This is a genomic window from Algivirga pacifica (assembly GCF_039543525.1).
In the GTDB taxonomy this organism is placed as follows: Bacteria; Bacteroidota; Bacteroidia; order Cytophagales; family Flammeovirgaceae; genus Algivirga; species Algivirga pacifica.
In genome coordinates this window covers 1-7,378 of the sequence record NZ_BAABJX010000066.1, presented here as the reverse complement: position 1 = coordinate 7,378, position 7,378 = coordinate 1, and the positions used below count along the sequence as shown (strand labels likewise).

Genomic DNA, 7,378 nt, shown 5'->3' with positions numbered 1-7,378 from the left:
CTTACAGCGCCGATGGTACTGGGATAACACCCGGGAGAGTAGGTCATTGCCACTCCTTATAATCATTAATTATTAATTTTCAATTAGTAATTAAATAGAAAGGTTAGTAAACACAGGATGTTTGCTAACCTTTTTTTGTGCATTTTATTGATTTAGATCACCCTCTGATCAAAGAGTTCAGCGTTGTATAAGTACCTATTAGAGACGAAATCGTACCCAACGCGCTCTTTGATCAATAGTCTTATGGTATATACCTGTTAAACTTCCAATACTCCATAAAGCTCCTCCACAGAAATTACCTTCCCAAACTCTCCATTCAGACTAGCTAGTGCTGTATCATGAATCAGTTGTGCCGGATAGGATTCTCCTTTTACACCTACTTTGTCAAAGGTGGCAATAGCTTCTTCAATCAGATAGACATTGTATCCGTAGTTTCCTGCCATACGAGTAGTAGTGGAAACACAATGATCAGTCGTCAATCCTACAATAATGAGATCTTCTATGTTCAGGGCTTCTAATTGCTCTTTAAGGGAAGTGCCGATAAAGCCACTGTTGACGTTTTTCTGAATAATGGGTTCATCAGAAAGAGGTGTTACTGCCGGGTGGAAGGCATTACCCTGATGGGATGGATGTAAAGGAGATTCAGGCGTAGTAGAGCAATGCTGTATATGAAAGCGTGGCCATTTCCTTGCTCTCCATATCGTTAGGAGCTTTCCAGCAAGCTCTTCGGCTTGTGGGTTGTTTCTTCCTCCTCCCCAATACGCGATATCTTCAAAACCTTGCTGTATATCGATTAAGAGTAAGGCAGGAGGAGTATTATTGTTTAATGTAATGGACTTCATGTTTCCTAAGTTTTTTATTGAAGTGGACAACTCATAGTTGATTAATCGTAATGATAGTATAAAAATAGATACTTATTTTATAATAAAATCTTGTTTTAATATACAAACAAAGTGTACTTTATAGTAGTTTTGTGTTTTTGGTATAGATGATAATACTTTATAGATGCGTTTTTATACTTATATCGTCAATTTTTTTCATCTATTGATTTTGATACTATTGACGACAGGTAATGGTGTTTCACAGACAATAGAAAAAGGAGTTCTTGACCTAAGAGAAAAGAACTTGCAAAAAGAGGTAATTCGTTTGGATGGGGAATGGGCTTTTTACTGGGAGCAACTTGTTACTTATGAAACACTGGATACACTCCACCCAACTACTTATTACCCTGTGCCTGCAACGTGGCAAGCCCCTTACACTGCAGAAGGGTACGCTTCTTATCATTTACGTATTCTACTACCTGATAATCACCCTACCCAATTAGGACTTAAGGTACAAACTGCTTCAACAGCCTATAGTATTTATATAAATGGTAAGTGCATTGACCAGGCGGGTATTGTGGCTATGAATGAAGAAGAGGGACAAGAGGAGTTTTCTCCTAAGGCTATATATTTTGTTACGGATAAAGACACTTTAGATGTCTTGGTACAAGTATCCAACTATAGTTATAAGAAAGGGGGGCTATGGAGAGAGTTTAAGCTTGGAAGTGTAGAGAATATTCAGTCTGTGCGGGAGTATGCGATCATGAACGACATGATGTTATTTGGTGGGTTTTTGGTTATTGGAGCGTATTTTCTCGTCCTTTATTTTTTGAGAAGACAAGAATTGTCTTCACTCCTCTATGCTTTGGGATGTTTTTGTTTTGGCTTGAGGGAGTTGACGACAGAGGAATACTTATTACACTATTGGTTCCCATCGATACCTTGGAATGCCTTGATCCGCCTGGAGTATCTCTCTTTTATTGGTGCTATTATTATCTTTCCTAACTTATATCAAAATATCCTAAAGGGATTACTGAATCCTATTGTCGTAAAGTTAACCGCTATTCTAGGGGGTATTTATCTGTTGATTTTATTAACGACACCACCTGAAGTGTTCACTAACCTACCGTCAGTAGGCTATGGTACCATTGCATTGTTTTGTGTGTATCTTATATATATCACAGGCATGTCTGTGGTACGCTACTATGTGGGAGGGAAGCTTCTATTGTTAGGAGGATTGATCATTTTTGGAGCAACGACTAATGACTTCTTGATTAGTCTTGGAGTCATCGATACAATGCCGTTAATGTCAATAGCCTTGTTGTTATTTATGTTTGTCTTGGCAGTATTGATTTCCTATCAATATAATTTGATCTTCAATCAGAATGAGCAGCTTACGGTTGAGTTGAATGAAATGAACTCTTCATTGGAGGAAAAAGTAGAGGAACGTACTATTGCGCTTAGTGATGTTAATGAGCAACTTCAAGAAAAAAGTAAGGTGTTGGAGAAACAGCATGAGTCAATTAACTCCAGTATCAAGTATGCAAGAAGAATACAAACAGCAGCATTGCCTTCTGTCGAAAAGTTGAATACAATTCTTGGAGAAGGAAACTATTCGATGCTGTATTTGCCAAGGGATATTATCTCAGGAGATTTCTATTTTGTAGAAGAAATTCAGCAGAAAAAAATCATTGTTATTGCAGATTGTACTGGGCATGGTGTCCCGGGAGCCTTGATGAGTATGCTAGGGGTAAACTTGTTGACAGATATTGTCATGAATAGACATATTTTACAACCGGATGAGGTGATCTCTGAGATGCATCAAGGAATACAAAAGGCATTGCAACAGTACGAAAATAACGTGACAGATGGAATGGATTTGGCTGTTTGTCTTATTGATGAAGAGGAAGGAACGTTAACGTATGCAGGTGCTCATACTCCCCTGTATTATATTGATCATAACGGTGAAGAGCATTACATTAAGGGGGATCGCTTTGGTATAGGAGGGAATTATTTGGGTGATCGAAGAATCTTTAAGGCACATGTGCTCTCGTTAAGCAAAATACATACTTGGTTTACCTATTCGGATGGTTTTCAGGATCAGTTCGGAGGAATGGCCAACCGTAAAGTGATGGGGAAGCGATTTAGAGAAATTTTAAAAGAAGAAGTGGCTCATCATGCGATTGTAGATCTAGAATATCATCTAAAACGCTTTATTCGTCGCTGGATGGCAGAAGGTAAAGAGAAGCAGTTGGATGATATATTGGTATTTGGAATGACAGGAGGTAGAAAGTAATAGGTAAAAGGTAAAAAGTATTGCTCATTAAACTCCTCCTTTCTCTGGGGCGACCACAAAGGTCGCCCTTGCTGTTATTCTCCTATTTTATTTCCCATTAATACTTGCGTCTCTATTTGCTTTTTGGTATTCTCAAGCAAATCCTGATCAAGTTTCACTTTTCCTTTTTCAAATAATAATAACATAGAAGACCCTCCGAAAGTGAAGTATCCTTTCTCGTCACCTTTTTGTACAACACTGTCGGCAGTGTAGGTTTGTACAATACTCCCAACCATGGTTGCACCTATTTCACTAATAAGGATATCTCCATACTCCTCTGTTTGCATCTCGCAATATTCCCGTACATTTTCACAGAAGATTTCCAGGCTCTTGTCCATTGCAAGAGGAGAAACGGATTTGTAGCATCCTTTAATGTGTTTTGATTTCGAAACTTTACCTGTAGCAGGGAAGTGGAAGCGGTGATAATCAGTTGGTGCTAAACGAACAATCAACATACTACCTCCTTCGTATTTCTTGGAGAGTTGATCGTCCTGTAAATATGTTTTCAGTGAGAAGGATTGTCCTTTCACATAAAAACAGGTTTGTTCGCTGACCTTTTCGAAGGCTACTACTTTTCCATCTGCGGGAGATACTAATCCCTGCTCAATGGGACGTGCATCTGATTTGAGTTTACGATAGAAAAAGTCATTGAAGCAAGTAAAGTCCTGCCAGTTTTTTTCAAACTCCTCATCCGTAATTTGGTGATCTTCCATGAATTTGGGAATCCACCGTTTTGTAAAGGACATATCGGCTAATTTCCCACAGATATAGGAATAGAATTTCCTTTTGATAAAGCCATTTAATGCAAGCTTTCCAAAAGGGTTGAAGTATAAAAAGTGAATCATCTTGGCTCCAGGAGTTTTTTCCTCGACCAATTCCCCACTCTTCCTATCTATATAGACGATTTTGTTTCCCATCGTAATATTAAATGTAAACGTCGTGTTGTTTGCTAGCCTAAACTTTTTGTTGCTATGAAAAGTTTACAGGCGATTTTAAAAAATGGCTCAAAAAAGCAACGAAATTGCAATTGAAGAATTTCAGGGCTTAAAGATAAAGAATTTATTTTATATAGATATGGATTTGTTTTTTCTCCCTTCTTCTTTTGTCAGGGATACCCTTGTATTTCTGTTCGAATAAAAAAACAGTGAGTGTATTTAACAGAATTCTGTGATTGTAGAATGAAGTGTCGCTAACGATCTTTAAAGACCTCTATTGTTTTTTATAAAAAATTGAAATACAGATGAATGATCGTTTGAAGATTATTTTTATAGGGTGTTTTCTAAGCTTTTTAGGAACGCCATTTTTACTTTATGGACAAACCGATTTTGAGCAACGATTATCTAGCATTTTACAGAATGGTGTAGCAAAGATGGGTGTGCCTGGTGTTGGATTATCCGTAAAGACACCGGATAAGGGAACTATTTTTACTTCGGCAGGAACAGGTAATATTTATACGAATAGTAGTATTGATAGTACGGCGCAGTTCTATGTGGCGAGTATTTCCAAGACATTTACAGCGGTATTGTTGATGCGTATGCAGGAAGAAGGAATGCTTAAGGTAGATGATGTGCTTTCGGATCATTTGACGATTAATGGGTTGCCCTTCAATAATACGATTACGATTCGACAGCTAATGGATCATTCTGCCGGAGTATATGATCATTTTGACCGCAGTGAGTATTGGTCTGATGCCGTGAATAATCCGGAGAAGGTATTTTCAGATGCAGAGGTATTGGCGTATTCAAATCCTTATGGGCCTAGTCATACTCCTGGTACGACATATAATTACTCAAATACCGGATACTATATCTTGGGTATGTTGATTAAGGAAAAATTAGGTGTTAGCCCAACAGAAGCGATCAGGACATGGATTACGGATCCGTTGGATCTGAAAAATACTTTTTTAGATAACTCGGCAAGCCCTTCGAATAAGATACCCAATCTAGCAGAGAACCATAGAGCCTATGAGTATCACAAAAGCTCTGTTAGTACTGCAGGTGCAATGGTTTCTACCCCTAATGATATGGTGCGATTTATAGAGGCCGTATACAGTAAGCGTTTTCTGACAGAGACTTCTGTTAACGACATGATAAAGCCCTCCATTAACAATGGGGCATATGGATTAGGTACTCGAATTTGGAAGGATCTTGGATTGGATCATTTCGGACATACTGGTACCCTGGGAGGGTATAAGAGTATTACCTATTATATTCCAAAGTATGAGATAACAGTAGCCATGCATGCCAATGGATACTCAGATCCCTCTAGTGCATGGTGGGACGTAGTCGATGCTGTATTTACTGAAATCGCTACGGAATACCAGTATTACTGTGGAGAGGAGGATTGTCCAGACCCTATGCAACCAGTCATGCATAAGGTGGTGAATCACTCGGATAATCGTATTGAAATTGCTTGGTCCCCTAACCCTGAGAACTTCGTGCAGGGATATCGCTTGTATTATACGACTGATATGGAGAACTGGAAAATGGCGGCTGATGAAACCATGTTGTCTAGAGAAGATTCAAGTATTGTATTCGATAGCCCCGCACAGTTTATGGAGGCTTCTTCCGCAACAGAACATTACTTTAAGGTATTAGCGTTGGGGACAGGAACAGACCAGAGCTTAGAAAGTGACGTATATGGGCATCGTTTTGCAGATACAGAGGAGTCAATGCTGATCGTAGACGATTTTCAAGTATATGGCGGAAGTAATTCATGGTCATTGCCATCTCATGCATTTTCGGCGGATTACACAAGAGTTGCAAGTGCAGCGGAAGCAAGTTCGTATAGTATTTCTTCCACATCAGCACAACAGGTTTTTGATGGTAAGGTTAATCTAAATGACCATGAGATGGTGATTTGGTATATGGGAGATGATGCTAAAAACTTGAGAGAAGAGGGACAAAGAAAAGTGATCCAAGACTACCTGAAAAATGGTGGACAATTATTGATTACAGGATCAGAGATTGGTTGGAGTCTGGAAGAAGTTGGAGAAGAAGGAGAGGCTTTTTATGCCAATTACTTGAAGTCCGCATTGATTGACGATGGCAAGACAGGTTATGGACCAGCGACAGGAATGGAAGAAACATTCTTTTCAGGATTGACACTAAGTTTTGGAGAGGTATACCCTGAAAACTATCCTGATGCGATGAAAGCTGTTGGTGGTGGAGAAAGTATTTTTAATTATGCTGTAGCAGATCGACAAGCAGGAGTCGCGTACAAAGGACCTTTTGCTTCTTCAGCAGAGGTAGGAGCGATGGTTTATCTAGGATTTCCATTGGAAGGAGTTGCAGATCATGATCAAAAGGTAGCATTTATGAAGCAGGTACTGAAGTATTATAGAGAATATGTACCGATAGTGTCCGCTATTGAGGAAGAAGAACTGCAGCCTGTTGTGGCTTACCCGAATCCTTTTTCAGATACTTTTAAAGTATCTTTAGGACAAGGAGGTAAGTCGTTTGTTGCTTTAAAAGTATTCAATATTCAAGGAAGGGAAGTGCTGAGTGCCTCCTTAAAAGGGAAAGGAGAGTCTACTTATACGGTAGATGCCCATCAGTGGAAGTCGGGCTTGTATATTGCTCGTTTAGTTCGTGAGGATGGAGCAACAAAGGTGATGAAGCTTTTTAAGCAGTAGAAAAACCTGCTTCCTTACAGAGAAGTAAAGGAAGAAACATGAGTCCTCCCATATTAACATTTAATGAGTGACTCATGTTTTTTTGTTTAAAAAGTGCATTTATATATTTAAAAGCGGCCTTGAAGAATTGCCGTTAAAATTTTTAATCGTCAAAGCGTTAATAAAATTCCATTGTTTGAGCGTAGCGAGTTTGGAATTTTTAGCTTTTGCGATTAAAAATTAGGCAAATTCTTCAAAGCCTTGATTTTTTTGCTTCGTTTTTTCATCAAGGAAAAAATGAAGAAGCTCATAGAGGGCTTGTGAGATAGCTGTAAAGTGATGAATTCTCAGAAAGCTAAGTCATATTGTCAATATGGGGTGACTCATGTTTCTTTCTTCCTTTTGAGGAGATTTTGTATTTTATGGGAGTAACCTTACTTTATTCAACTTCTTTAGCCCATGAACTCTCAAGAATCTCAAAAGAATGCCGTTCAGGTTTTTCTAACGCTGGCTTTGCTCGCAGGACTGATTCTATTATGTATTTTACTGATTATAACGTTTTGCTGAGCTAGGTTATATATAAAAAATACCATTAGAATTTTCTACTTT

At 38.6% G+C, this 7,378-nt stretch carries 4 protein-coding genes; 2 read left to right on the top strand and 2 right to left on the bottom strand.

The features are described from left to right. Window positions 1-257: 257 nt before the first annotated feature. The gene (locus ABD985_RS20510) at window positions 258-842 is read right to left on the bottom strand and encodes a cysteine hydrolase family protein (protein WP_345375095.1); all 585 of its coding nucleotides are present in this window, start codon (window positions 840-842) and stop codon (window positions 258-260) included. A gap of 163 nt (window positions 843-1,005) precedes the next feature. Between ABD985_RS20510 and ABD985_RS20505 the strand changes: the two genes are divergently transcribed. After that, window positions 1,006-3,117, top strand: coding sequence for a 7TM diverse intracellular signaling domain-containing protein (locus ABD985_RS20505; protein ID WP_345375094.1), 2,112 nt, complete (start codon window positions 1,006-1,008; stop codon window positions 3,115-3,117). Window positions 3,118-3,191: 74 nt separating this feature from the next. Here ABD985_RS20505 and ABD985_RS20500 read toward each other — a convergent pair whose 3' ends face one another. Continuing rightward, window positions 3,192-4,073, bottom strand: a complete 882-nt coding sequence (locus ABD985_RS20500) for a phosphatidylserine decarboxylase (RefSeq protein ID WP_345375092.1) — start codon at window positions 4,071-4,073, stop codon at window positions 3,192-3,194. Window positions 4,074-4,396: 323 nt separating this feature from the next. Here ABD985_RS20500 and ABD985_RS20495 point away from each other — a divergent pair, with 323 nt between their 5' ends. After that, the gene (locus tag ABD985_RS20495) at window positions 4,397-6,790 is read left to right on the top strand and encodes a serine hydrolase domain-containing protein (RefSeq protein ID WP_345375090.1); all 2,394 of its coding nucleotides are present in this window, start codon (window positions 4,397-4,399) and stop codon (window positions 6,788-6,790) included. Window positions 6,791-7,378: the final 588 nt, after the last annotated feature.

Coding starts and splice junctions, on each gene's coding strand:
- ABD985_RS20495 (WP_345375090.1), top strand. CDS start 4,397: ATGAATGATCGTTTGAAGATTATTTTTATAGGGTGTTTTCTAAGCTTT.
- ABD985_RS20510 (WP_345375095.1), bottom strand. CDS start 842: ATGAAGTCCATTACATTAAACAATAATACTCCTCCTGCCTTACTCTTA.
- ABD985_RS20500 (WP_345375092.1), bottom strand. CDS start 4,073: ATGGGAAACAAAATCGTCTATATAGATAGGAAGAGTGGGGAATTGGTC.
- ABD985_RS20505 (WP_345375094.1), top strand. CDS start 1,006: ATGCGTTTTTATACTTATATCGTCAATTTTTTTCATCTATTGATTTTG.